The sequence below is a fragment of the uncultured Holdemanella sp. genome (assembly GCF_958348295.1).
GTDB lineage: Bacteria > Bacillota_I > Bacilli_A > Erysipelotrichales > Erysipelotrichaceae > Holdemanella.
In genome coordinates, this window is the sequence record NZ_CATVYQ010000017.1 from 1 (window position 1) to 25,664 (window position 25,664).

At 32.9% G+C, this 25,664-nt stretch carries 20 protein-coding genes and 5 tRNA genes; 3 read left to right on the forward strand and 22 right to left on the reverse strand.

The features are described from left to right. Positions 1-291: 291 nt before the first annotated feature. From Q3907_RS04560 to Q3907_RS04580, 5 genes are all read right to left on the reverse strand, one after another. Positions 292-3,372: a CAP domain-containing protein gene (locus Q3907_RS04560; RefSeq protein WP_301897461.1), complete on the reverse strand. Its 3,081-nt coding sequence runs from the start codon at positions 3,370-3,372 to the stop codon at positions 292-294. Positions 3,373-3,399: 27 nt separating this feature from the next. Further along, positions 3,400-4,209: a hypothetical protein gene (locus tag Q3907_RS04565; RefSeq protein WP_301897463.1), complete on the reverse strand. Its 810-nt coding sequence runs from the start codon at positions 4,207-4,209 to the stop codon at positions 3,400-3,402. A gap of 558 nt (positions 4,210-4,767) precedes the next feature. Further along, complete coding sequence (locus Q3907_RS04570) at positions 4,768-5,724, reverse strand: helix-turn-helix domain-containing protein (protein ID WP_301897465.1); 957 nt, start codon at positions 5,722-5,724, stop codon at positions 4,768-4,770. 124 nt (positions 5,725-5,848) lie between these two features. Further along, the gene (locus Q3907_RS04575; RefSeq protein WP_301897467.1) at positions 5,849-8,923 is read right to left on the reverse strand and encodes an ATP-binding protein; all 3,075 of its coding nucleotides are present in this window, start codon (positions 8,921-8,923) and stop codon (positions 5,849-5,851) included. 49 nt (positions 8,924-8,972) lie between these two features. Further along, positions 8,973-9,194, reverse strand: coding sequence for a DUF3955 domain-containing protein (locus Q3907_RS04580; RefSeq protein ID WP_295643751.1), 222 nt, complete (start codon positions 9,192-9,194; stop codon positions 8,973-8,975). Between the two features lie 126 nt (positions 9,195-9,320). Between Q3907_RS04580 and Q3907_RS04585 the strand changes: the two genes are divergently transcribed. Next, positions 9,321-9,545, forward strand: a complete 225-nt coding sequence (locus Q3907_RS04585) for a Lar family restriction alleviation protein (RefSeq protein WP_117571665.1) — start codon at positions 9,321-9,323, stop codon at positions 9,543-9,545. A 33-nt stretch (positions 9,546-9,578) separates the two neighbouring features. Here the strand turns inward: Q3907_RS04585 and Q3907_RS04590 are convergent, their stop codons facing one another. The 12 genes from Q3907_RS04590 to radC all read right to left on the reverse strand — a co-directional run bounded on the left by Q3907_RS04590 (position 9,579) and on the right by radC (position 23,393). Continuing rightward, positions 9,579-10,946, reverse strand: coding sequence for an MATE family efflux transporter (locus Q3907_RS04590; RefSeq protein ID WP_295757943.1), 1,368 nt, complete (start codon positions 10,944-10,946; stop codon positions 9,579-9,581). 43 nt (positions 10,947-10,989) lie between these two features. Beyond that, positions 10,990-12,258, reverse strand: coding sequence for a UDP-N-acetylglucosamine 1-carboxyvinyltransferase (locus Q3907_RS04595; protein ID WP_301897472.1), 1,269 nt, complete (start codon positions 12,256-12,258; stop codon positions 10,990-10,992). A 90-nt stretch (positions 12,259-12,348) separates the two neighbouring features. Further along, on the reverse strand, positions 12,349-14,202 hold the full coding sequence (locus Q3907_RS04600) for a S9 family peptidase (RefSeq protein ID WP_301897474.1): 1,854 nt from the start codon (positions 14,200-14,202) through the stop codon (positions 12,349-12,351). A gap of 61 nt (positions 14,203-14,263) precedes the next feature. Further along, positions 14,264-15,133 carry a class II fructose-1,6-bisphosphate aldolase gene (gene fba, locus Q3907_RS04605; protein WP_117993485.1) on the reverse strand — a complete coding sequence of 290 codons (870 nt, stop codon included), beginning with the start codon at positions 15,131-15,133 and terminating at the stop codon, positions 14,264-14,266. Between the two features lie 78 nt (positions 15,134-15,211). Beyond that, positions 15,212-16,114, reverse strand: coding sequence for an ATP-binding protein (locus tag Q3907_RS04610; RefSeq protein ID WP_295757938.1), 903 nt, complete (start codon positions 16,112-16,114; stop codon positions 15,212-15,214). After that, entirely contained in the window at positions 16,114-17,247 is a 1,134-nt protein-coding gene (locus Q3907_RS04615; RefSeq protein ID WP_301897478.1) for a DnaD domain protein, read from the reverse strand. Before Q3907_RS04615 ends, Q3907_RS04610 begins: the two co-directional genes overlap by 1 nt. After that, the gene (gene coaE / locus Q3907_RS04620; RefSeq protein WP_301897479.1) at positions 17,237-17,842 is read right to left on the reverse strand and encodes a dephospho-CoA kinase; all 606 of its coding nucleotides are present in this window, start codon (positions 17,840-17,842) and stop codon (positions 17,237-17,239) included. Before coaE ends, Q3907_RS04615 begins: the two co-directional genes overlap by 11 nt. Further along, on the reverse strand, positions 17,815-18,636 hold the full coding sequence (mutM, locus tag Q3907_RS04625; RefSeq protein ID WP_301897481.1) for a bifunctional DNA-formamidopyrimidine glycosylase/DNA-(apurinic or apyrimidinic site) lyase: 822 nt from the start codon (positions 18,634-18,636) through the stop codon (positions 17,815-17,817). Before mutM ends, coaE begins: the two co-directional genes overlap by 28 nt. Continuing rightward, positions 18,636-21,212, reverse strand: a complete 2,577-nt coding sequence (gene polA, locus Q3907_RS04630) for a DNA polymerase I (protein ID WP_301897483.1) — start codon at positions 21,210-21,212, stop codon at positions 18,636-18,638. Before polA ends, mutM begins: the two co-directional genes overlap by 1 nt. A 59-nt stretch (positions 21,213-21,271) precedes the next feature. Continuing rightward, the gene (locus Q3907_RS04635) at positions 21,272-21,838 is read right to left on the reverse strand and encodes a hypothetical protein (RefSeq protein WP_301897485.1); all 567 of its coding nucleotides are present in this window, start codon (positions 21,836-21,838) and stop codon (positions 21,272-21,274) included. Beyond that, on the reverse strand, positions 21,835-22,671 hold the full coding sequence (gene mreC / locus Q3907_RS04640; protein ID WP_295645308.1) for a rod shape-determining protein MreC: 837 nt from the start codon (positions 22,669-22,671) through the stop codon (positions 21,835-21,837). Before mreC ends, Q3907_RS04635 begins: the two co-directional genes overlap by 4 nt. 47 nt (positions 22,672-22,718) lie before the next feature. Continuing rightward, positions 22,719-23,393, reverse strand: coding sequence for a DNA repair protein RadC (gene radC / locus Q3907_RS04645; RefSeq protein WP_295757926.1), 675 nt, complete (start codon positions 23,391-23,393; stop codon positions 22,719-22,721). Positions 23,394-23,497: 104 nt separating this feature from the next. Here radC and Q3907_RS04650 point away from each other — a divergent pair. Together Q3907_RS04650 and Q3907_RS04655 are read left to right on the forward strand one after the other, a co-directional pair. Further along, a tRNA-His gene (locus Q3907_RS04650) sits at positions 23,498-23,574 on the forward strand. Between the two features lie 73 nt (positions 23,575-23,647). Beyond that, a complete protein-coding gene (locus Q3907_RS04655; protein WP_301897487.1) occupies positions 23,648-24,283 on the forward strand; it encodes a thioredoxin family protein in 636 nt (211 codons plus the stop codon). Here Q3907_RS04655 and Q3907_RS04660 read toward each other — a convergent pair. The 5 genes from Q3907_RS04660 to Q3907_RS04680 form a co-directional block, all read right to left on the reverse strand. Further along, the gene (locus tag Q3907_RS04660) at positions 24,230-25,084 is read right to left on the reverse strand and encodes a DUF1848 family protein (protein WP_301897488.1); all 855 of its coding nucleotides are present in this window, start codon (positions 25,082-25,084) and stop codon (positions 24,230-24,232) included. The two genes, Q3907_RS04655 and Q3907_RS04660, sit on opposite strands and share 54 nt — an antisense overlap. A gap of 77 nt (positions 25,085-25,161) precedes the next feature. Further along, positions 25,162-25,237: transfer RNA gene (locus Q3907_RS04665), tRNA-Asp, on the reverse strand. A 16-nt stretch (positions 25,238-25,253) separates the two neighbouring features. Next, positions 25,254-25,327: transfer RNA gene (locus Q3907_RS04670), tRNA-Gly, on the reverse strand. Positions 25,328-25,332: 5 nt separating this feature from the next. Further along, positions 25,333-25,408, reverse strand: a tRNA-Asp gene (locus tag Q3907_RS04675). A 20-nt stretch (positions 25,409-25,428) separates the two neighbouring features. Next, a tRNA-Ser gene (locus Q3907_RS04680) sits at positions 25,429-25,519 on the reverse strand. Positions 25,520-25,664: the final 145 nt, after the last annotated feature.

Consider the following 25,664-nt stretch of genomic DNA (forward strand, 5'->3'; position numbering starts at 1 on the left):
TGTAGTAGCAATACTACAATTTTCGTCGTGCTTTCAAATAAAAATACCATCCAGACAATAGTATCTGGATGGTTCGTCATTTCTTAACTTAATGACATTGATAATAACCCTCCCCTTTTTTTCACATATAAACCCATACAAAATTATTATAAAACAAACAGTTTAAATAAAAAGACTTAAATTCATAAAGTTATAAATTAAACGTTATATTTTACATATAGAATAAACTAATTTCATATATTGCATAATCTAGTGAATCTTAATAATTTATCACTAGATTATGCTATTAATTTACTTTTTACGACGCTTTGTTTCAGCAAGAACAATACCAGCTAATGCTAATCCAGCAGTTGCAATAGAAGCTTCTACATTTGTAGATACTCCTGTATTTACAGAGTTTGTCTTTTCTGTTGTTTGTACAGGATTTGTTTTGGTTTCATCCTTTTTTGCAGAAGGTTTTTGCGTATTCTGTTTAGCTAAGAATGTATTCAATTGACGAACAGCTTCACTGTAATCAGATTCAGCCTTCAACAATTCTTCTTTTGCATCTAAATACAAGTTGTATTTTTCAACATAGTTGTTTTTAGCTTCTTCTAAGGATTTTTGAGCTACATTTCGTTCATCAACTGTATTTGCCAATTGAGCTAATAACGTATGAAGCTTTTCTTCTTCTACAAAGCTTAAATCAACACTAGAGCCTTGATTCATTACATCATTCAATACAGTTTTAAACTGTTCAAATGGTAATGCATCTGATTTTTTCTCAGTTAAAGTTTCGTTCAACGCTTTGATTTGTTCTTTCAAAGAGTAGATTTTTGCATTTGTTGATTCTTTTACAGCTTTTAAAGTATCGATTTGAGCACCGATAATTTTAACATCAGCTTGAGCTTTTTTTACATCTTCTGCATTTGTGTTGTAGTCATCTACAGCCTTTTGTGCTTTATCTGTTGCTTCCGATTTAGCTTCGAAATCAGTAGTGGCTTTTTCAAGTTCTTCGTGAGCTTGATTTGCTTTGATTTGAGCTTCATCACGAACAGCTTCAGCATTTGCAACATCTTCATTTGCTTTTTCAAAAGCTTTTTTAGCTTCAGTTTCTACGTTGTTAGCTGTTTTCAAGTTTTCTTGAGCAGCCTGTAATTCTTTGCGAGCCTTTGCTTTATTTGTATCCCAGTTTGCAATATCGTCACTTAATGTGTCGATTCGAGCTATAATACCATTCACGTTAGCTTTTGCATCTGCAAGTTTCTTTTCAGCTTCAGCCTTTGCAGTTTCTTTAGCATCCACATCTGTTTTAGCTTCAGATAACTTTTGCTCAGCATTTGTCACATCTGCCTTTTTCTGATTGACTTTGTTCTCTGCGTTTTGAACAGCATTCTTAGTTTCTGTAACAGCATTATTCGTTACTGTTACATTTGCTTCTAATGCTGCTTTTGCATTGTTTACCTGAGTAAGTTTGTTTTGTAATCCAGTTAAAGCATTCTTTTTAGATTTTAACAATGCTTCTGCATTTTTCAATGCCGTGTCATCTTTTGTAGTAGTTCCACTCGCATTATTTACAGCATCTTTCAATGCTTTATGCTGAGCATCTACAGATTTTAAATTGTTGTAGTAATTGTTGAAAGATGCTTCAAATTCATCTACAGACATCACAACATCTTTCTCTTCGAAATATCCAAATTCCTGAGCGTAGACACCGTTTACCTTTTGCAATGCAAAGCCAGACGTTTCATCATCTGGATTCACGATGTTCAAATAGTGTCCCACTTCAGAGAATTTGTGATTTCCGGTATCGTACTGTTTCTTTTCGTAGTCGTACCAGCCTCTAAATGGACTTGCACCTGTTCCGGCTTCTCCATATCCCCATGCAAGATTTTCAGAATATCCATACACGCCGGAGTGATTGCCTTCTACCTGTGCATAGTTTGCATTGACTTGAGCGATGGCCACAGCAGCCATGCTTACTTTTGGTGTAGACAAACCGTTCTGTTTGCGAAGTTTATCATATTCTTTTAAGTAAGCAATACTAGCCTGCATATTTTCAAGGCTTGTTGCATCTCCAGTCTGTCCCATATGTGTATAAGAAGCCAGTTCGCCTCGACTTGGAAAATCGTTGTTCACATTGAAAATCTCTTTTAGAGCATCATAACAGCCAAGTGATTCAAAGTATCCTTTACTTCCAGCCGTTAAGCGACTCAACTCTGTAGCGTACTTTGATTCAAAGTCAGCAAGGTTTTTCTTTGCCTGTTCCAAAGGGCTGGAAGTGCTGTTGAAATCGTTCAAAGCTTTGTCGTAATCAGCCTGAGCTTTATCAACTTCACTTTGAGCATTTGCAATCTGTACATTTAAAGCTGAGATTTCATTGTTCTTAGCTTCAATTTCTTTTTGATTTGCATCATAGTCAGTTTGAGCTTTGTTTAACGATTCCTGTGCATTTACCAAGTTTGTTTTTGCTGTTTCTAATTCTCCAGTAGCTAATTCATAGTTTGTTTGTGCAGTCTGTTGAACGTTAACAGCTGCATCGTAAGCTGTTTGAGCCTGTGTCATTGCTTCTGACAACGCTGTTACATTATTTTGAGCTACCGCTAAGTCAGCTTGAGCAGTTTCTAATTCTGCTCTTGCATTTTCAATACCGTTTTCATCTTCAAATTGATCAACGATGGCTTGTTTTTCAGCAACGATATTTGTTTTTGCAGTAACGTCAGCCACCGCATTATTGTATGCAGCTGAAGCTTCTTCAACAGCCACCTTTTTCGCTTCTGCATCCGCGATTGCATTCGTTAATTCAGTGTTAGCAGTATCTGCTTTTTCCTGTGCTGAAGTCAAGGCTTCATTTGCTGTTGCTTGTTCGGATTTTGCAGTTTCCAACGCTGTTGTTAAATCTGCAACATCTCCTAAAGAAGCAAGCTTGTTTTGAAGTTCTGTCAATTCAGTCTTCTTTGCATCCAAATCTTTTTGGGCCTGTTCTAAATTAGCAGAAGCCAGTTCATTCAACGTTGTTTGTTCTTCCAATTCTTTTTTAGAATCGTTGATTTGTGTTTCTAACGATTCGATTTCATTAAGAATAGGTTGCAGTTCATTCATAATTGCATCATAAGTTGCTTGGTAATTTTGCTTTACAGATGCATCACGAGCATCATAAGCAGCCTGTACGATTTCAACCTGTTTAGAAGCTACGCTGGAAGCTCCTTTTGCTGAATCAACAGCAATCTTTTTATCTTCCATAGTTTTCTGAGAATCATGTAGTTTTGATTCTAATTCATCCGATTTTGTCATTGCTTGTTTAACATAATCAACATGACTCGTTGTTGCACTAATGTTCATCATAGTTGAACTTACACCTTGTAAAGCAGTCATTCCTGCAATTACACTCATCAATACTTTTTCGTTAGTTTTTTCATACTATTTTACCTCGACTTTCCTAACTTCATTCAATTGATTTACAAAATTTTCATTTGAACTTGGGATATAACCCACATCTTGTGTTACATTTTTTGCGATAACTACATAAATTGGATATTCAAAATACAGATCTGAATATTCACCACAATGTTTACATCGAAATGGAATTTTATAACGTTCAAGATGTTCACTTATATATCCAGATACAATAACTCGATCTTTTACATGTATAGAATTATTCATTATTTCTGCAATTCTATTAAAGCCATGCACATAAATTAGATTCAAGCGCTCAGTTCCTGATTTAACCTTTTCTATAATCAAATCTTTTAAAATCTCTTGTGCTACTTTAGGACGATTATTAGCTACTGAGAACCATGTATGATTTAAATTTGACTTAATGGGATTTGGAATAACTCCACTTATAGAAACGGAATTTATTCCTACTGAATCTGGAGATAAGGATCCAGGTGAAACCTCAAAATCATCTAGGATAATATCTGTGCGTTTTGCACGTCGACGACGCATACTCTCTTCACCACAATGCGGACACTTCATAGCTTGCATTCTTACGTATTCAAAACAAGCAAGTCGTCCTGTTGCCATTAAATAATCACCAACACCAATGGAATCTTGTGCTTTTGCGATTAATTCTTTATCAACAATCACACATTTAATTCGTTCAAATTTATGGATATCATATCGATCAATATCCAAAACAATTTCTAAACCTTCTTTGTAAAATTCATCCTTACAAATTTTGGGTTCTTCAGCTACAATACCTGCAATTCTACATTTATTTATACTCATAATAATTTCCTCCTTTTCGTATAAAATAAAATTTAAAATCAAATAAATAGCATAGAAGTTACAATAGAAGCCATATATTAAATTTTTTTATTGGCTTACTTCGTTTTTAAAAAATGTTTTTCTTCTATACAATTTCACTTAGAAGTTTCATTACCATTACCTAAACAGCACTTACTTTGATAAACTATGTTACTGTTAAATATATCAATAATAATTTCTTTAACTTGATCATATAAACCGCCTTTCTTTTTGTTTATTTCTACTCTCTTTTTCTCCTTTCACTACTACTAACGAAATAAAAATTAAAAAAGTTGCAAAAAAAATTAATTTTATATAAAAAGTTAAAAAAAGAATTCTTATTCATTAGTAAATAGATAAGAATTCCCATTTTAAACATTAGTGAACCTATTCAAAAACTTTATAAGTTCTATGAATTAAAGTATTTTTGAACGTTACAATACATTCCAGGATATATACATATACAATAAATGTAGTTAAACAAGATCTTACACTAAAAGTGGACTAAAAAAGATTGTACAAGTAACGTACAATCTTTTTTTAATCCACTTTCATTATCACTTTTACAATCCCATATAATGCTGCATATAAGACGGCAGCAACAGGCCAAATCATATAGGTTACATCCCATTGTTTTGTCCATAAGCTCCACCCAAGATAAATAGCCGTCACAAGACACCAATATACACCTGTGAATGTTTCCATTTTCTTCTTTGCGAGCTTTTCTTTTTTTGTAAAGTCACCTTCTTGAAGCAATGTATCATAGCTACTTTTTATTGTGGAAACACGAATCAGAATATTCACACCAACGGAAACCAAAATGAGTAATACAGCTAAACATAATGTACATATATAATCAGATGCTTCCATGCAACCTGCAATAATCAACGGAATTACAGATAAAATACATAGAACAACACCACAAGCTAACAAAAAGGAGTAATGTTCTTGATAGCTTTGATTCTTTTCTTTGACAAGTCCTGTTACACCATATTCTGTTTCAAAGGGTTCTTGTTCTAAATATTGTAAAAGACTCAATTTAATTCCTGTTTTAACAAATATAAACACTGCAAGTGCAACCATACCTAATAAAATCGTACACGCGACTGCAATGGCTAAGCCATTATTGAATGTTGAAACTAGGAACAAAGGAATTGGACTTAAGATACATAATGTTGTCGCATTCGCAAGCATAGGTGCTGCTTTTTTCTTTTCATTCATATATGCATTTGCTTCTTCCATTGTGACACGATGTAATTCACAATCTATATCACATGATGTATCTATTTTTTCTTTCTCGATTTCATCTTTTAATAAGTAATCTGTGCTCACTCCAAATAAGTCAGCCAGCTGAATGATCTTTTTTAAATCCGGAATAGCACCAGCACTTTCCCATTTTGAAACCGATTGTCTGGATACGCCTAGTTTTTGTGCAAGATCTTCTTGTGTCCACCCATTCTTTTTTCTTTCTTCAATTATTTTATCAGCTAGAATCATTGTTCTTCCTCCTTAGCCAAAGTTTACTAAAATTTGCGGTTGCATTCCACCAACTAGACTTGTCAATTTATCAATTGACAGTTGCATAAGACTAGAAAAGACTTGATTCAAGTCAAGCCTTTATCTATGCCACATATTTTCTTAATATATGATTCAGTTTTTGTTCATCTAGCGGTTTTGAGATTGAATCATTCATAATTGTTTGATCAATTGTATATTCTGATTGTGCACTCATGGCAACAATTGGAATAGATGGATTGATTTTACGAATACATTTAGCCGCTTCATCCCCATTCATTTTAGGCATCATAATATCCATTAAAATTAAAGTGTATGTATTTGGTTCTTCCTTAACTTTTTCTACAGCTTCTAAACCATTCCAAGCCTTAACTACATTGGCGTGTACCGCATTCAAATAAAATTCAGCCACTTCCATATTGATTTCATTGTCTTCAGCTAAAAGAATTCTTTTATCATGTAAATCTAATGTCGAATTATCTTGTGTATTGCTTGTAGAAGTATCCAATTGGTAAGTAAGAACGACCTTGATTTGTGTACCTACACCCACTTCACTTTTAACATCAATATTTCCACCAAGCTTATCCACTAAGCCCTTCACAATCGACATACCTAAACCAGTTCCTTCATATCTTGTTCTGGCATCTTGTTTAGCTTGTGAAAAAGGTGTAAACAAGTGATTTTCAATATAATCTTCACTCATACCAATTCCTGTATCTTTGATTTCAAATTCAAATGTAGCTTTTGAATCATCACTCGATATTTCTCTGACATACGCATCAATCGTGCCATTTGGCTTATTGTACTTAATCGCATTTGTTAATAGGTTAATGAGAATTCGTCTAAGCTGTAATGCATCCCCAATTAAATGCGTATGGACTACATTCTCCATATGCTTGTGATATGTAATATTTTGAATTGACACTTGGGCATCAATCAAATCATTTATTTCTTCAACCAAATGATTCAAATCAAAAGACTGGTTAACAATTTCCATATGATCTGATTGTAACTTTGACATATTTAAAATATCTTCAACCAATTCATTTAAATGGTTTGTCAAAACTTCCATCTTATTTAGAGAATCATTCAACTTATCCATATCACCCCAGTTTTTACGAATGATCTGCATCATGCCTAAAATACCATTAATTGGCGTACGAATATCATGGCTCATACGATTCATAAAATCCGTTTTCGCTTTACTTTCTAAATCTACTTTTTGATATGCTAATTGTAACTTTTTCTTTTCTCTATCTTCTTTTTCATGAAATTTTGATGTATTTCTAAATAATATAATAGCTCTAACAATATTTCTCTCATCCTGAATATTTGAATCATATATTGTTTCTTCACTCATCAAAATCATTTCTTGAACCCAGATTATTCGATCATCTGGCATTTTAATTTGATATTCAATAGTAACATGTTTATCCCCAGCCTTATAGCGATCTAGTAAATTTTGACAAGATTCCACAATCCCGAAACTTCCCAAACAATCTTCTAATACATTGGATTTCCATTGTTTAAAGTATGCCTCATATGAACAAGGTAAAGCAGGTTTTATATTCTCTACCATATATTTATCATAAATACCATCAATTTGATTCTGTGTTAAATTCACAGAAAAAATAGATTGCGCCATATTCATTAAGGCTTCAATATAATTCGCATTCTCTAAGATGGATTGTTTCAACTGATCATAATAACGCATCAATTGTTTCTTTTCATCCATCTCAATCGTATCACTATACATTTTAAAGCCCAGCACAAAATGGTGAAGATTACCATACTCATCGCTATCCAAATAGACAACCATGATTTTACCTTTCAATTCTGCATTATTCAGTTGATGATAATATGGTATTTCAAATATAGGATTATCCTTTGTGACATACTTATTCAAACTATTCACATTTAAAACATTTCGATAATCCATTCTTTTATCTTCATTAAACAACTCATTTAAAATTTGCTCGATTGCTCCCGAATAATTTCCATCTTCAGCCAAAAAGAAAGAATGACCTGCACGCAAAGTAAAATATGTGTCTGTCTTCGCATCACAATAAATGCAATCTGAAAAATTGAATCCTTTTTCTTTTAATTGTTGAATCACATTTAATATTAAATTTCGTTTTTGTTTTGCTTCTTTGATTTTTGCCTGTTTTTTATCAATATACATACTTTTATCCGCCTGACAAAAAAGTTCACGCATTGTTAATTTTGAAAAATCATTTGAATATGCAAAACCAGCCGCATAACTTAATGGAATTTCTGAACATTTAGCACATTCTTTTTTGATATTTTCTAAATTTCTTTTTACATCTTCCTTTGTCACATTTTTAAAGAAGGCAATGAATTCATCACCGCCACAGCGACCTACAAATTGATTTTCATCGACACCTTTACGAAGACTTTTCGCAAACGAATTGATATATAAATCACCTCTTTCGTGTCCTTGTTGATTGTTGATGATTCTAAGATTATTTAAATCAAACACACAGATTGCCATATTTTGTTCAGGTTCTGAAGTTAAAATCTCTTCACACTTATTTTTATTTGGTAAACCCGTTGCTTCATCTAAATAAACTTTGTTCTTTAACTCACGATTCACTTTGGCATAACGCAAAGCCTTTATAAGCTCATATAAAATCATAAAGATGAGAATTACAATATCAATAACCGTCAAAGTTTCAAATTGTTTAAGTCTTGTTGCAATCCTTTGAGAATACGATTCTGCAAGTCCTGTCGCAACATCACATAAGTTAAAAAACATTTCACTCTTTTCAATTATACTTGTATTCTCATAACCAACTTGTCGTACAAGATCAATCTCTTGTTTTAAAGTATCAAAATACGCATCTAATTCTTCCATCTTTGCCTGAAAAGCCTTATCATCTAAAGATACTAAATCTAGTTCTTCACTACCATAACGAAGTCCTTTTATATAGCCTTTGACATCCGCAATCATATCATCTTGAGACATTCTGGCATCTTCCAATTTAATAATTCGCTGTGTTTTTCCACGTACTAATCCTGCATAATTGACTACACGTGCTGTTCCTTGAATACGTGAAACCATAAGTATGATAATTAAAATGAGCACAATTAAAAGACTGGTTAAAGCCGTCATTAAAAAACGTATTATTTTTGAGAAACAATTCTTTTTCTTATTCTTCATACATTTATTGTATTAAGAAAATTAAATTATCACAAGAAAAAGGATGAATTCATTTATTCATCCTGCGACTAATCCATATTACAATCCATATGCACATTCCGACAACCATGAAACTAAATCCAATGAGTGCCAAAGCCATCCCTTCATGCTTTAAGCCATCTACTCCTACATATGCGTTTATTTTCCCCTTTAAAAGCAAGAAAACAGTTCCTGCAATCAAAAATAAATTCGCAACAAATGCAGGTGTAAATACACGATCCTTTTGATTCATAATAACATCCCCTTATTGTTACCGATGTATTATATCATTTCATTCCTTTATTAAACCTTAAATTTCTCTTAACTTTCTTAGCATTTGATTGTACAATAGATAAGAATAAAAGAAGGAAGGATTCTTATGCAAAACATTGATGAATTAGTTGATTTACACGAATGCCCTCTATGCGAAGGTGGTTCGATTCTTGAAGAAGAAGGAAACGGATTCTATGCACAATGCATGGATTGTGGCTGCTATACAGTTCACGTTGATTATAAAAACGAAGAAGATCGTTTAGAAGCGGCAAAAAGAGCTGCTGAACTATTTAATACAGGTAAAGTATTAAAATCAAATCCTGGTGAATAAAGAAAATGAGTGGAAAAATCCACTCATTTTTTTCTATTTAATTGAATTTTGATCTAACCACTTACCTCGAACCATACGAATAAAGAATATAATACCTCTAAATACCAATTCGAAAGTCATTGTAACCCATACACCAATAACACCATATCGTTTGGTGAAGATGATAATTGGTAAAACACGCATACCCCACATACTTAAAGCATTTAGAACAAAAGGACGTTTACTATCTCCAGCCCCACGCAATGCACCCATGACTACAATACTAACAGCAAACAATGGTTCTGAAAAAGAAACAATTCTTAAACATTCACTAGCTCCATCTATGACTTCTTGACTAGTTGTCAGGGTTGAAGCTAAGAATGGTGCAAACGCAAACATAATAACACTCATAAAGATGACAAGGACAAAAGATAATAAGGTTGTTAAATACGCAAAGCGTTTCGCCATATCTTTCCGTTTTGCCCCAATACTTTGTCCAACCAATGTTGTTGCAGCTCCACCAATTCCATAAGCTGGTAGATAACATAAGCCTTCTGCAGAAACCGCCACATAATTAATGGCTACACTAATTGCACCCATACTCGATACAACACCAGTCATTACAACTTGAGCTAAAGATAGTGTGACTCTTTCAAGGCCAGCTGGAATTGAAAGATTGACTACATTTTTTAAAATTTCTTTATTAATCTTCCATGATTCATCACCTAGAAGTCGCAAAGATTTTTCCTTTTTGACGACAATATACATCAAGATGAAGCCTACAACCATTTGTGCCATCCCTGTTCCCAAAGCAGCTCCTGCAACACCTAGATTTAATATATAAATAAAGAAATAATTAAAAATAACATCAAAAACACACATCGAAATATTCATAAGACTTGGAAGCATGGCATTCCCTGAGCATCTTAACATGCCTGAATGTAACATAGCCATCATATTAAATGGAATAAAAGCACCTACAATCGCTAAATATAAAGTGGCATCCCTACAAATAGAAGAATCCGCCCCTAATAAAGTAGGCAAATAAAAACTGGCTCCCACCACAATCAAAGCCATACATAAGCCAAAAATAACATTAAAAAGTATTGACTGGCAAACAACTTGCCTAGCTAGTTTATTTTTACCTCCACCTAAATATTGAGCTACCTGAACGGAAAAGCCTAATACAGCCGCTGTACAAATACCACCAAATAACCATGTCGTACTAGCAACTACACCGATGGCTGCCGTAGCCTTATAGCCTAAAGATCCAACCATGGCTGTATCGATATAGCTCATGGCCGTTCCAACTAATTGTTCTAATATAGCAGGTACAGATAATAAAATGACAATTTTTAATTGATCTTTAAATTCTATTTTTTTGTTTTCGCGCATCTGCGCCGTTATTTCCATCATGTTCATAAACTGATTATACAAAGAAAAAAGATGTATGTCACCATACATCTTAATCTTCTACCTCTTCACGCCACATTTTAGCACCTAAATGAGCTAATTTACCATCCAAGTTATCATATCCACGATCAATATGATAAATATCATGAATCTCAGTAACACCATCTGCCATCAAGGCTGCGATCACAAGTCCTGCACCACAACGAAGATCTGTTGCGGTTACTTTAGAACCATGTAACTTTGTTTTTCCATTGATAAATGCGCTTGGTGTGTGTACATCAATATTTGCGCCCATTTTATTCAATTCTGCACAATGTTTGAAACGTTCCATATAAATTGTTTCAGTTACTACAGATTGACCTTCACATTGTGTCAATAAAACAGTAAATGGTTGTTGTACATCTGTCGCAAATCCAGGATATGGCTTTGTCAAGATTTCTGTACGTTTTAATGGCTTGTCAGTCTTAAATACATGGATAAAATCCGAACCAACTTCCATATTGATTCCCACTTCTTGAAGCTTCATAACAATGGCTTCTAAGTGCTGAGGAATAATATTCTCAATTCGCATATCATTGGCCATAGCTGCTGCCATGATCACATAAGTAGCTGCTTCAATACGATCTGGAATGATTTCATGAATACATCCTTTTAAGTAATCAACACCATCGATTACAAGTGTACTTGTACCCATACCATGAATTCTTGCGCCCATTTTATTCAACAAAGTCGCAATATCAATGATTTCCGGTTCACGTGCCGCATTTTCAATGACAGTTCTTCCTTTTGCGTAAACAGCTGCCATCATAATATTGATTGTAGCCCCTACACTTGAGATATCTAAGAAAATATTAGTTCCTTTTAATTCTTTCGCATCCAATATATAACATCCATTTTCATATTGGATATCTGCACCTAAGGCTTCAAACCCTTTCAAGTGAAGATCAATAGGTCTAGGACCCAAATAACATCCTCCTGGCATTTTGATTTCTGCATGTCCAAATTTTCCTAACAAGGCTCCCATAAAATAGTAGCTTGCTCTTAACTTTGAAACAGCTTTAGATATCATCGGAATATTTTCCATATGAGTAGGATCTATATATAATGTTTCTTCATCTCGCTTTTCAACATAAACACCAAGTTCATTCAACAAAACGATCAAAGACTGTACATCTGAAATATTAGGTACACCATAAATAGTGACTGGCTCATTTCCTAAAACACATGCTGGAATTAAAGCTACAGTTGCATTTTTAGAACCACTAATACGAACTGTTCCATTTAAACGATGTCCACCTTCAATTTTAATGACTTTTTCCATTCATTTTCCCCCATTTCAAGGTAATGCCTATCTATTATAGCCTATTCAATCCGGATAATCTAGAAAAATATTGTAAATTCCAAAAGCCATCTATTTTAAATGTTTTTCCATCCAATCTGTGATTTCATTTAAACGACGCAAACGATGTTGTGGAAGTCCCGTACGAGATAAATCATGGTTTTCTCCATGGAACAAGCACATACGTGCTTCAATATTCTGGTCTAATAATGCATTCAACATTTGTAGTCCTTCACAAAGTGGACAACGATAGTCCTCATCTGAATGAATAAATAAAGTTGGTGTTTTTACATTACGTGCATATTTCAATGGTGAATGCCACCATAATTTTTCTTGATTGTCATAATATGTAGCCGATTGCTGATCTTGTGCAAAGTATGGTCCAATATCACTTGTCTGAGAGAATGAAATCCAGTTTGCGATACTTCTTTGACTTGCTGCACACGCAAAACGATCTGTATGACCAATGATCCAGTTTGTCATGAATCCACCATAACTTCCACCAGTGACTCCAACTTTACTAGCATCGATTTGAGGATATGTTTCCAATACTTTATCTGTAAACTGCATTAATTCATCATAATCAATCGTTCCATATTTTCCACGAATATCCATAAATTCGTTGCCACGTCCATCTGAACCATGAATATTACAGAAGAATACAAAATATCCCTTACTAGCCCATACTTGCATTTCATGATAGAATACTTTTCCATATACAGTTTTAGGACCACCATGAATATCTAAAATAGCCGGATATTTTTTTGTTTCATCATAATCTTTTGGCAACAATACCCATCCTGTTAGATCTTCACCAAAACTTACTTCTACTGGATCTGCCACATACGTATCTTCCATCTTATTAAAGTCAGATAATTGAATCACTTTTCCATCTTGAACCTTATATAATTGTTGAAGGCTCGCCACATCTGCTCCAATAAAATACAATGTGTCATCTTCAAAAGCGAAAGCTTGAATCGTTCCTGACCATTCAAATACCAATTCAATCTTTCCATTTTCTAATTTATATAAATTATTATGATCATAAATGGTTGATACAAAATATAAAGCTTGATTCTTTACTAAAGTGGCATTTCCTGCAACTAGAGCACAATCCGTACCTACACTGTTACCAACACATTCTTGCCAATCTGCAATTAAATTGAAGTCTTGATCAAAGAATTTTGGATTTTCATTCAAACCATATTTTTCATGTGTACTCGCAACAAGAACTAATTTACCATCTACAAAATTAAAGTCTTGAATGCTTCTTTCTTTCGCATCTACAACTGTACTTACTTCACCATCATATTTATAAAGATCTTCGTACAAAGCTTGTTTACGTGTCCAGTTTTGACCTGTATAATACAAAGCACCATCATGGATTTTAGCATTCGACACATCAAAAGTACCTTCTGTAACACAAACAAGTTCTTTTGTATCTAAATCATATGTATATAAATGAGTACGATGTTTATTTGTGATACCCTGACCATTCATATAGAAAGGAATCTCATCAAATACTTCATAATCACTTTCTTCTTCAACAAGTTTTTCTTTTGTCAATAATACAAGTGTTTTCTCGTTTAAATATCCCAATACATTCATTCCTGGTTTATCAAAACGAGCAATTTCTTTAGCTTCTCCACCATTTAAAGATAAACGATATAGAGAAGTGGATTTTTCAATATTTTTACGATTTCCACAGAATAGAATCGAATTCTCATTTTCAATATAAAAACTTCCTTCTTTTCCAAAAGAAGTTAAATCATATACTTCATCATTCTTCACACATTTTAAAGTATATTCATAGGCATTGTCTTTTTCTGCTGCTACTCCATCAACAAAGACTTTTACGCCATCCTTCACTTTTAAATTTCCATAAAAGTGAAAAGACAATAAATCATTAATTTCAACAGACTTCATATTTTCCCCTCCAAATTATGCAAAAAGCAGGCTTAAAGCCTGCTTTATTTAAAAACTTTAATTATTCAGCTTTTCCAGCAGAACCAAAGAAGTTTTCCATCATTTCTTTACATAATGCTGTGATTGCATCAGCACCTGGTTTTAATAATTTACGTGGATCATATCCTTTTCCTTCTTGGTCTTTTCCAGCTTCGATGTATTTACGAGTTGCTTCAGCAAATACTAATTGGCATTCAGTATTAACGTTAACTTTAGAAACACCTAATGTGATAGCTTTTTGAACTTGTTCACGAGGGATTCCTGAACCACCGTGTAATACTAATGGTTTACCATTTGTAACATTTTGGATTTCTTCTAAACGATCAAAGTTCAATCCAGCCCAGTTTGCAGGATATTTACCGTGGATATTTCCGATACCAGCTGCTAAGAAGTCTACGCCTAATTCAGCGATAGTTTTACATTCTTTAGGGTCAGCTAATTCACCAGCAGATATAACACCATCTTCTTCTCCACCGATTCCACCAACTTCACATTCAATTGATAGTCCTTTTGAGTGTGCTAAGGCGATCATTTCTTTTGATTTTTCTAAGTTTTCTTCAAATGCATAGTGAGAACCATCGAACATTACAGAAGTAAATCCTGCTTCGATAGCAGCTTTTGCACCTTCATATGAACCGTGGTCCAAGTGTAAAGCTACAGGAACTGTAATTCCCATTGCATCGTGGATTTCTTTTACCATAGCAGCAACTGTTTTGAAACCACACATATATTTAGCAGCACCTTCAGATACTCCTAACATAACTGGTGATTTAGCTTCTTCAGCAGCAGCTAAGATAGCTTTTGTCCATTCTAAGTTATTGATGTTGAAAGCACCAATCGCATAGTGCCCTTCGTGAGCTTTGTTGATCATTTCAGTAGCAGATACTAACATTACTCTATTCCTCCTTTAAACATTTCTGTCATACCTATTCTACTCCATATCGCCTAATTTGAAAAGTGAAATTATTAACTAACGACGTGATTTTCCAGATAATTCAACAGGTATAGACAAAGTACGAATTCTTTCAAGAATTCTTAGACTCGCAATCGTGTTATTCGGTTTATTCGCAAGACGATATTGTTGCTCTAATTCTTCCATAGAATAATTTGATGTAAAATATGTTTTCATCTGTTTATTCATACGCTCATCTAAGACTGGCAATAAAATTTCATCTCTTGTCCATTGCGTAATACTCTCAGCTCCAATATCATCTAAAACCAAAACATCACTATATCGTAAATGATTCATTACTCTTTGGCGATATTCATTATCTGTCATAAATTGTTTCAATTCTTGAATCAACAATGGTACTTGTACAAAAGACACACTCTTATTATTCTTTGCATAATAATTACAGATTCCCTTCATCAAATATGATTTACCAGTTCCAGGATTTCCATACAAATACACACCTTGATTTAATGGGATACTACTTACACTTTGCGTATACGCAAGTCTATATTCCTTTTCTTTGGCAGCATCCAAAAAAGAAGCATCATTTAAATCAATCAAATAATCATTTAAAGACATGTGTGAAAAGCGAAACTTACTCTGATGAGCCAATTGTTTATCACGATTTTGTTCATATTGACACGAAGCATAGTATTCATTTAAAAAGCCAGAATCATCCATTTTCAATTTTGTAACCTTACCACGAATCTTCTGAACACAATAATCAAGACCTTTACAGTTTCTACAAGCATTCACACTCTTTAGCCACTGCAACAAAACACCACTGTTTTCTTCTACAAAAGATGCATCTAAATGATTTTGTTCTAAAAACATCAGAATTAATTCATTTTCTTTTAAACGAGCAATATTTTGTTGTCTCTCTAACATTTGTTCTTCGGAAAGCTTAATATTTAAGTTCACTACAATTTACCTTCTTTCAACATCTTTTGCAGTTCTAACATTTCTTGTTGAATCTGTGTATCTGATTTTTCTTCTTTTTGCGTATAAAACTTCTCATCTAGCACAACTTTTTCAGTATTTTTATCATTTTTATTTCCAGCAGGACTCTGATTGATGATACTCAAAGCCCTCTTTCTAGAATCTACTCCTAATCGCACCCAACTGGCCGCTACTTTTTCAACATAATTTCTAGAAAATTGCTGATTCGTTTGTTGCAAAGTATATTCAATCAGCGTATTTACTACTTCTATTGGAAATTGGAATTCTTTGCATAAGCGCTCAATCAATATCTGATCTGATTTCACAACTGGAATACCATTTTGTTTATTCTGTAGAAATTTAACTGGCGACATTTGATATGGATCTGAACCAATTTCTATAGCTTTACGATTACGCATAACCATATCTTTTAATTTATCTAAATCAAATACATGTGTTGAAGGATTAATACTTCTTTGTACATATCTACGCATATCTTTAGCATTGATTCCATATATTTTAGCCATTTCAGCTATACGATCTAAATTTTCACTTGTTCGAAAGCGCACAGGAAAAATTCGATCCATACCTTTGAAAAGTGTCGCAAAATCAAAATCATATTTCTGTTTAATTGTCGGTTTTACTTTTTCATAAGCAATTTCTTTCGATTCATTCCAAGAATCTAAAATCGAAACATCTAAAGGACTTTCTACTTTTGTGTATAAAGAAGAAACCGTTTTATCTATATGAAGCATAGCCTTTATTTTATCAAAACATTTTGCTCCAACACACGCTAAATACAATCTTGAATATGTCTCATGACATAAAAACTTATTAGAAGATAAAGGAGCATATAGAAAGATCAACATATCTTCTTTATGAACATAAGTTTCAATCAAATGATATTGTTCCAAATAATTTCTTGCTTTATCAAATTGAGCAGCATTCATATTCAACAAAAGATATATATCTTCTAAATCAATCGAATTTTGAATCGAACCTAAAAATTCATACAAACAAACAGAACTTTTTCCAATCAAAGGACCATACAATAAGCTTAAAGATTGTCTTTGTTCACTAGATAAATGTTCTATGCATCGTATTTCAATCGCCATTTAAATTCTCCTCTTTTAATGCATCTTCAATCTGTATATGTAACTGCTCTACTGTGCCGTTATTTCGTAATACAATATTGCTTCTCGCTATTTTTTCTTCTGGATTCATTTGTGAAACAAGCCTTGCTAAAGCTTGTTCTCTAGTAAAATTACGATAGGTCTGTAGGCGTGATAACGCTACATCTAAATCTGCTACAACACACCATATTGAATCAAAACATTTTTGTGCAGAAATCTCAAATAAAATTGGCATCTCTACAAAGACAATAGAACTATCTTGTTTGTGAATCCATGTATGCATTTCATCAAAAATTAAAGGATGTAGGATAGCTTCTACTTGTTTTCGATGTTTTTCATTGGAAAACATATACGAAGCTAGACTTTCCTTGATAATTTGTCCATCTGAATCCAATTCAACTATATGTAAATCATTTAATTTCTTATAACCTAAATTTCCCTTTTTTAATAAATCTGCATTGACCTGATCACAATCTAAAACTGGATATTTATTTTTTAAATATCGAGAAATTTCACTCTTTCCTGAACCCATTGATCCAGTAATTCCAATCACTTTCTTTTTTGACAATTTGGACATAGATAAGTCCCCCTTTGTGATACAATTAATTTTTTTATCGTATGATGACACACTTTACATTGTGTCTGATCATGTACTTTTAAATAAAGTTGAAAACGCCCTGTTACTCCTAAGCTTGAAGTATAAGAACGAATGGTTGTCCCACCAAAACGAGTAGCACCCTGCAAAATTCTTTTTGTTTCATAAACAATTTTATCACAATCTTTTTTTGACAACTTACAAGCTCGACTTCTTGGATCTAAGCCTGACGCAAAACATATTTCATCCGCATAAATGTTTCCAACACCAGCCATGATTGACTGATCTAATAAGCATGATTTCAAATTTCGTTTCAATGAATGAATACAATTATAGAAATACATTCCATTTACTTTTTCATCCATATAATCATATCCAACATTTTTAAAACAAGCATATGAATGAATATCTTCTTTTTTAGGATACAAATACATTCTTCCAAACTTTCTTGTATCATGATATGACATGAAAATTTGATTGTTTAATTTGAGTACGACATGAATATGTTTGTCATTTTGAAGTTTATCATACAAATAAAATTTTCCTTCCATACGCAAATGAACGACTAAATCATAATAATCTAAACCAAAAATCAAATATTTTCCAATACGATTAAATGAGCGAAAGGATTGTCCAATCACATGATTTTTAAAAACATCTATATCCACATTATCTATAATTTTAGGATAATACACAAATACATCCTCAATTAAAACATCTTTAATTTGTGTTTCTAATGTTTTTAAGACCGTTTGTACCTCTGGTGCTTCTGGCATTATTTAGCCTCATACCAAGATTTGCCAATACTGATACTTGCCTTTAACGGAACCTTTAATTTCATAGCACTTTCCATAGTTTCTTTGACAAGTTTTTTCATCAAATCCAACTCTTCATCAGGTACCAAGAAAATCAGTTCATCATGTATTTGAAGAAGCATTTTTGATTTGATATTCTCATCTTTTAAAGCCTTATCCATTTTCAACATGGCAATCTTGATCAAATCAGCAGCACTACCTTGGATTGGTGCATTCATGGCAGCACGCTTACCGAATTCACGCGTCATAAAATTCTTATCATTAATTTCTGGAATCTCTCTGCGTCTATGGAATAATGTTTCTACGTAACCATTTTCCTTACAGAATTCAATCAATTGATTCATATATTCATGAATTTTAGGATAACTTTCAAAATACATTTTCATAAACTCACCCGCTTCTTTACGTGTGATATTTAATTGTGATGATAAACCAAATTCAGTTTGTCCATATACAATTCCAAAGTTTACTGTTTTTGCAATTCTTCTTCTATGTTCATCCACTTCTTCTGGTAAACAATCAAAAATCAAAGTAGCTGTTTTTGTATGAATATCTAAACCTTCATTAAACGCTTTTATCATATGATCTTCATCAGCCATATGTGCCAACATTCTTAATTCAATTTGTGAATAGTCAGCAGATAATAACTGATATCCTTCTTCAGCCACAAAAGCCTTACGAATTTCTTTTCCTAATTCATCACGAATACTAATATTTTGAAGGTTTGGTTCGCTACTTGAAAGTCTTCCTGTTTGTGTCATAGTTTGATTAAAAGAAGTGTGGATTTTTTGGTCTGGACGAATATGTTTTTTCAAGCCATCAATATATGTGCTGGATACCTTTGATATTTTACGATATTCCAAAATATCTTCAACAATTGGATGTTTTCCACGTAATTTTTCCAACACATCTGCCGATGTAGAACGTTTTTTTCCACCTGAACTTAAATTTAATTCATCGAATAAAACATTCGCCAATTGTTTTGGAGAATTGATATTAAAAATCATGCCTGCATGAGAATAAATTTGTTGAGCTAAAGCTTCCAGTTTTTCATTCAATAAAGCTCCATATTCATCCAAGAAACTTTCTTGAATAGAAATACCTTCTTGTTCCATAGAAAATAATACGTTTGCTAATGGCATTTCAATATCTTTATATAAAGAAATAACATTTTCATCTTTTAAAGACTTACGAATTTCATTTTTCTTTTCGCACAACTGTTGTGTCAAACTTTGATAAATCAGCATTTCTCTATTTAAGCTAAAAGCAGGTTCTTCTTTTGTCTTTTTTGAGACATCATGAAAAGATTCTGGCAAAGAAATATGAAGCGCTTCTAAAACTGCATCACTATCTGTAGCCGTGGAATTTAATAAGAATCCCGCAATATGCAAATCATCACTGAAAGTATTCCATTTAAATCCGTAACGATCTAATAAATGCATCATCTCTTTTGTATCCCATGTACTTATTTTTTTTGTTTCTAATAATGTTTTGAAGTTTGTATCCTCCAAAGCCTTTTCTACAGAAATATAATAAATTGTCTTATCAATTGGAATCATAAATCCATATAATTGTTGATCTAGATATGGCTGTTGCGTACATACAGGCATAACCATTAAATCTTCTACATCTAAAGCATCAATATGATCCACTTCTTTTAATGGCCATTTTTCATTCTTTGTTTGTTTTGTACGATTCACTAAAGATCGCATTTCATATTTTTCATAGAATCCATTCACATCTTCTTGGATTCCTGCAAAATCACAATCATCTAAACAAAACGGAAGTTTCATCTTTGTATAAATCGTTGCCAATTCCAAAGACATAAACGCATTGTCTTTATCTTTTTCCAATTTTTCCTTTAATTTTCCCTTTACTTCATCAATATGAGCATAAACATTTTCTACTGTTGAATATTGATTCAATAAACGCAAAGCTGTTTTTTCACCAACACCCTGAACACCTGGAATATTATCAGCTGTATCTCCCATCAACCCTTTCATATCAATAACTTGATTTGGCGTAATACCGTATGTGTCTAAAAGATTTTGTTCGTCCATCAATTCCATTTCACTTAAGCCTTTTTTCATTAAAAGAACATGTGTACTTGAATCAATCAATTGTAGTAAATCGCGATCGCTTGTAAGAATTGTTGTTTGGATATCTTTACAACATTTAGCCATACTTCCAATGATATCATCAGCTTCATAACCTTCTTGTTCATAGCGTTTGATGCCAGCCGCATCCAAATATTCTCTTACAATTGGAAATTGTACGATCAATTCTTCATCTAATGGTTTACGAGTTCCTTTGTAAGCTGCAAATTGTTTATGTCTAAATGTTGGTTTTCCTGCATCCCAAGCAACTAGAATTTTATCTGGTTCAATAATATCAATTGCCTTATTTAACATCATCACAAAGCCATAGACCGCATTGGTTGGAATACCATTGGATGTTGTCATTCTATGTGTATATAAAGTTGCATAATATGCACGAAATAGCATGGAATTTCCATCTAATAATAAAAGTTTTTTCATTTGAATACCTCTTTTCTTCTATTTTAACACATATGAAAAGAAGGAAACGAATCCATGACTCATTTCCTTCGAATATTTTGCATGTGTAACTTTTCCATTCGTTTATAACGAATATCTTTTATAGTTGCATATCTATTGAATACAGTAATAATATAAAGCAATACAAATATCCAAGCCCCATTAAATACCAATGTAAGAGCTTCTACATAAATAAACCATTTCATAAAGCTCATGGTTATGTATCCTAGAATTATTGCTCCAAAAAAACAAATCAAATCATATAGAAACATCATCAAAAAGACAATTGCAAATTGCACCCAATGATCTTGATCCATCATATCTTTAAATAGCCCGATAAGCCATCCAAAAAAGCCAAACAGAAGCATTTTCACTAGCCAGTCAGAAGTAAAGAATAATCCTACACATAGACCACATAAACATGCATATAAAATTCGATTCATAGTTTTTTCATGACTAACGACAAGCATACATCCACAAAAACATAAATGACTCACTATAGATAATGAAGAATACGTAAAATCCACACCAAACAAAGATGCATTTATTTGGTCAAGCAGTGCCAGTATAAGTAAGAAAATAAATGAATAACGTTCTTTATTTATCATTTACTCTCCTCTTTTCCAATTACAAGACAATAGTCAAAACTTTTCATATTCGATACCGGTGAAACATAAACAGTAGAAATAATCGAATCATCATTTAACGAAACATCTTTTACTTCTCCAATTAAAATTCCACTAGGATAGTTTCCGCCTTTACCGCTTGTCGCAACTTTTTGACCTTTTGTCACCGTTGCATCATTGTCAAACAACGAAACACGATACGCCTTCTTATCTGTATCATACGATTGTAGAACTCCTTCTACACTTGATCCATCTTCTAGAGACATTTTTATCGCTATATCATTGTTTAAATGCTGACTGGTTAGTAATTGAACAGTACTTGTTAGTGTTTGCACACTATCAACTAAACCAATAGCACCATCACTTGTAGCCACAAGCATATTTTTTTCTACCCCTTGTTTTTTACCTGCAGAAATAGTTACCGTTTGAAGCCAAGATTCACTTGAACGTTCTAAGACAGATACGCTAATCGTTTTAGCATCTCCTAGTCCACCTTTCATATCGAGTAATGCTTCAAGTTGTTTATTTTTATTTTTTTCATCTTCATATGCGGTTTGATAATTCTTTTGTTCGGCTAACTGTTTGGATAAATATTCATTATCATCATAAGCATGCCAAAGATTTGAAAAATCATTTATAGCATTTCCGATAGAAGATAACGGATATTGAATCAAACCATACTTCAAATAAGTCCAAGCACTATAACCAATATTTGTGATTGAATTTTGCCTTAAACCAAACATTGCACATGCCAATATACATAAAACGACAATAATCGTAAGTAATCTTTTTTGAATTCGAGTAAATTTACGCATAATATCCCCCAAACTAACTTATATTATAGCGATAAACCTTCCTTCTTTCAATCGAGATATTTGTGCTCTTTAAATGAATAATATTGATTTTGTCCTACAATAATATGGTCCACTAAATGAACACCCATAGTTATTGCCACATGAACCATTTTATATGTAACTTCAAAATCGGCTTGGGATGGTGTACAATCTCCTGAAGGATGATTGTGTGCAATTAGTACTGAATTCGCATTTTGCAAAAATGCTTCTTTAAATACTTCACGAGGATGAACTGTACTCTCATTCAATGTTCCTTTAAACAGGACACGATGAGCAATCAATTTACTTTTTGTATCTAAATATAAAGCGATAAAACATTCTTGTTGCAAAACACCATATTCAAACTCAAACCATTCAATTACATCTTCCGGCTTTAAAATAGAGGCATGATATACCTTTGATTTAATAACACGCTTACTCAATTCAACACTTGCCAAAAGTTGTAAAGCCTTTACTTCTCGAATTCCTTGAATTTGCATCAATGTATTTACATGCATCTGCATTAATTTTGATAAACCTTCACTTTCTTTCAATACATCGGATGCGATTTCAAATACGGAACGATTTTTATTTCCACTTTGTAGAATCAAAGCAACGAGCTCTAAATCGCTCAATGATTCTAAACCATAGCGCAACGCTTTTTCTCGTGGGCGTTGCTCCACTTCCATCTCTTTTACCTTCATATACTCTTATACGAAAAAAATTACACTTTTTTCAATTTATTTAATTATTTTACTTGCAAAGTTCTCAATCACATGGTATATTATTTAAGCGTCAAGCAGACATGGCGGTTGTGGTGAAGTTGGTTAACACAGCGGATTGTGGCTCCGTCACGCGCGCGTTCGAATCGCGTCAGCCGCCCCACTAAGAATTTTAAGCTTCGAGAAATCGAAGTTTTTTTCTTTACATTTGATTTTTTTATTTGTATATTAAATTTATGAAGAAATTATTACTTATACTTTTAAGTCTTACTTTATGCGCTTGTCAAGCTCAAATAAAGCCCACAAGCTCAACTTCAAAAAAAGCTTGTGATGTAACAAGTGAAGAAGAAACATGCAATTCAAAAGATGACTCAAATACTAAATTTAATGAAATTAGTTTTGATGAAGCCATTCAATATTTCACAAAAGAAAAATCAGGCGTATTGTATTTTGGATATTCGAGTTGTCCTTGGTGTAAGGAGGCTAAACCTGTTCTAAAGAAAGTAGCCCAAAAAAATGGTATTGATATTCAATATGTAAAGGTTAGAGATGACAAAAAGAATCGTCTTTATACAGATGATCAAAAAACAATTATTGAGCCATATATTCAAGATTATATGTCAAATAATGATGAAGGTATTTTAACTTTATATGTTCCATTAGTTCTTGTCATAAAGAATGGAAAAGTGATTGATGGCCATGAAGGAACATTGGATAGTCATGATGCGACCGAAAGAAAAATGACTGATGATGAAAAAGAAGAATTAACAAAAATCTATACAAAATTAATGAGTGAAGCAAAACTAGCTTCACTCTTTTTATTTTCTTCGTACTTTAATTTGATCATCGAAGCTCAATTGTCCAATCAATAAACTAGACTTTGGATCATGCATCTTATAATTTGACATAATTTGTTTTGAATCAAAATTTGCATAACAATACTTACAACCATGTAAACATGAATTATATGCACCAATATCCACCATATTTACACAATGACAATCTCTTGCCTTCCATTCTTTATAGAATTTTCCTGTTCTTTCAAAAGCATATTTAATGCTGACGCAGCAATCGTTTTTATCACCAATATGATATTTATTTTCCATACAACTAACTACTTTTATGTCATTCTTTTCAAAAGCTTCTTTTAATGTAAGATATTCCTCATTGGATGGTTCATGATAATCCAAATGGTTATTTCTTACGTTTTTATAATCATCTACAAAAGAGACAATCATTTTAGAAACATATCCATTAAGCATCATGCATAACTTATTAAATGCACGAATATGATAATCAACATTATATTTCGAATTTAAAAGAATCGGATCATATCTAACACACACATTTTCTTTTCCTAAATAATCTGATAATTCTCTTACACATTCAATAACTTTTCGTTTATCTGGTACATGAGATTCAATATCATCAAAGTATCCAGTGATAGTAACTTGTAGCTGGATGGGTACAGAAAATAGATGTATTGTATCTACCAATGGCAAAGGATTCTTTGTACAAAATACAATCATATCAATATCTGATACAAAAATACGACTAACCAATTTAGGATTAAAAGGATTTCTTACATCAAAATAGCCTTCATTCCATCGTTTCACAAACCAATCCATATAATAAGCTACAACATCTGTTCTTCCACTTACATTTATAATCATAAGTTTATTAAACAAAGAAATTAATTAATAGTCAACACAAAGAAAAAAGTCATCCTAAGATGACTTAAATTTCTAAATGGCGGTCCAGATGGGACTCGAACCCACGATCTCCTCCGTGACAGGGAGGCATGTTAACCACTACACCACTGGACCAATATTTAATTTTAAATGGAGCAGATGAGGGGAATTGAACCCCCGTATCAGCCTTGGCAAGGCTGTGTTCTACCATTGAACTACATCTGCATGAATGGCGGTCCAGATGGGACTCGAACCCACGATCTCCTCCGTGACAGGGAGGCATGTTAACCACTACACCACTGGACCATAATTTTCCAAAAATAAGATGGCGGAGAAGGAGAGATTTGAACTCTCGCGCCAGTTTCCCGACCTATACCCTTAGCAGGGGCACCTCTTCAGCCACTTGAGTACTTCTCCAAGAATATTTCCAGATACTTATTTTTTAGAACAACCTACGTTATCCGTAACGCCCGTTTATAATAACATGGATAAAAATTTATTGCAAGCAAATTTTTTAAAAAAATACAAAAAAATTTAGAGGTCAATTTTTGACCTCTAAACT

Excerpts from the sequence above, each read along its gene's own strand:
- Q3907_RS04560 (WP_301897461.1), bottom strand. The coding sequence starts at position 3,372 with ATGAGTGTAATTGCAGGAATGACTGCTTTACAAGGTGTAAGTTCAACT.
- Q3907_RS04565 (WP_301897463.1), bottom strand. The coding sequence starts at position 4,209 with ATGAGTATAAATAAATGTAGAATTGCAGGTATTGTAGCTGAAGAACCC.
- Q3907_RS04570 (WP_301897465.1), bottom strand. The coding sequence starts at position 5,724 with ATGATTCTAGCTGATAAAATAATTGAAGAAAGAAAAAAGAATGGGTGG.
- Q3907_RS04575 (WP_301897467.1), bottom strand. The coding sequence starts at position 8,923 with ATGAAGAATAAGAAAAAGAATTGTTTCTCAAAAATAATACGTTTTTTA.
- Q3907_RS04580 (WP_295643751.1), bottom strand. The coding sequence starts at position 9,194 with ATGAATCAAAAGGATCGTGTATTTACACCTGCATTTGTTGCGAATTTA.
- Q3907_RS04585 (WP_117571665.1), top strand. The coding sequence starts at position 9,321 with ATGCAAAACATTGATGAATTAGTTGATTTACACGAATGCCCTCTATGC.
- Q3907_RS04590 (WP_295757943.1), bottom strand. The coding sequence starts at position 10,946 with ATGAACATGATGGAAATAACGGCGCAGATGCGCGAAAACAAAAAAATA.
- Q3907_RS04595 (WP_301897472.1), bottom strand. The coding sequence starts at position 12,258 with ATGGAAAAAGTCATTAAAATTGAAGGTGGACATCGTTTAAATGGAACA.
- Q3907_RS04600 (WP_301897474.1), bottom strand. The coding sequence starts at position 14,202 with ATGAAGTCTGTTGAAATTAATGATTTATTGTCTTTTCACTTTTATGGA.
- fba (WP_117993485.1), bottom strand. The coding sequence starts at position 15,133 with ATGTTAGTATCTGCTACTGAAATGATCAACAAAGCTCACGAAGGGCAC.
- Q3907_RS04615 (WP_301897478.1), bottom strand. The coding sequence starts at position 17,247 with ATGGCGATTGAAATACGATGCATAGAACATTTATCTAGTGAACAAAGA.
- coaE (WP_301897479.1), bottom strand. The coding sequence starts at position 17,842 with ATGTCCAAATTGTCAAAAAAGAAAGTGATTGGAATTACTGGATCAATG.
- mutM (WP_301897481.1), bottom strand. The coding sequence starts at position 18,636 with ATGCCAGAAGCACCAGAGGTACAAACGGTCTTAAAAACATTAGAAACA.
- polA (WP_301897483.1), bottom strand. The coding sequence starts at position 21,212 with ATGAAAAAACTTTTATTATTAGATGGAAATTCCATGCTATTTCGTGCA.
- Q3907_RS04635 (WP_301897485.1), bottom strand. The coding sequence starts at position 21,838 with ATGATAAATAAAGAACGTTATTCATTTATTTTCTTACTTATACTGGCA.
- mreC (WP_295645308.1), bottom strand. The coding sequence starts at position 22,671 with ATGCGTAAATTTACTCGAATTCAAAAAAGATTACTTACGATTATTGTC.
- radC (WP_295757926.1), bottom strand. The coding sequence starts at position 23,393 with ATGAAGGTAAAAGAGATGGAAGTGGAGCAACGCCCACGAGAAAAAGCG.
- Q3907_RS04655 (WP_301897487.1), top strand. The coding sequence starts at position 23,648 with ATGAAGAAATTATTACTTATACTTTTAAGTCTTACTTTATGCGCTTGT.
- Q3907_RS04660 (WP_301897488.1), bottom strand. The coding sequence starts at position 25,084 with ATGATTATAAATGTAAGTGGAAGAACAGATGTTGTAGCTTATTATATG.